General features: G+C 32.8%; 1 pseudogene. It reads right to left on the bottom strand.

Features of this window, described 5'->3' with window-relative positions:
* Positions 1 to 151 precede the first annotated feature (151 nt).
* A pseudogene (locus tag ACMHJ2_RS17740) lies at positions 152 to 864 on the bottom strand (hypothetical protein); the annotation flags it as partial.

Below are 864 nucleotides of genomic sequence, written 5' to 3'. Positions count from 1 at the left end.
AAGCATCGCTGCTTTATTGATATTTTTTCCTCCTACACCTACACCTGGTCTATCTTGAGCTAATGTTGCTATACTGGCAGCTAAAAACATTATTGTGAGTATTTTTCTCTTCATTTACTTATTTTTTTATAAAATTTATTTATTTCACTTATTATTTTGACACTTCAGTTGAAACGTAATCAATGACTACCTGATATTCTCCACTAAGCAAAGTAGAGCACAAGCTTCCCAATCCAAATTTAAAAGTCAGAACACCTCCAGCATACGCTACCTCTGTAACAGAATTCTGCACTAACTGACCACTTTTGAGAATTTTTACACCTAATAACGTTTGAAGATTAGCAATGCTAAACCCTGAACTAAACGCTGTATTGTAATTGGCTGATGCTGAAAAATTATCAACTGTAGCATTATACTTACCGCGATATACATTAAATCCATCAATCGATTCATTTAACTTAACCGATTCTCCTGTAATAACCTTAATTTCTGTTAGTTCTAGGATTTTTTCAATAATCGTATTATTGGTTGTCTCTTCAATTACTTTAAGTATGTCTTTGGAGATATCAATTTGTTCAGGGATATCATTTTTAATGATGTATAACACATCATCTCCAACACCATTGATTTTTCCATAATACACATTACCACCTGTCGTATTGAATTCATTAACCGTATTAAAGATTTCCTCTTGTAGTATTTTACTGTTGTGGATTGAATTGATAATATCGTTAGTCATGTTGATATAGAACGTTTTACCGTGTTCCCCTAAATAAGAATAGTAAATCCCTCCATCTTTTAATTCAGAAAGATCTAATATTTCTGTAGCTTGAGGTGCTCCTGTATTTCCATCCCCTACGACTG

This window comes from Myroides odoratus (assembly GCF_965118575.1).
In the GTDB taxonomy this organism is placed as follows: Bacteria; Bacteroidota; Bacteroidia; order Flavobacteriales; family Flavobacteriaceae; genus Flavobacterium; species Flavobacterium odoratum_B.
This window is presented reverse-complemented; position numbering and strand designations above follow the sequence as displayed.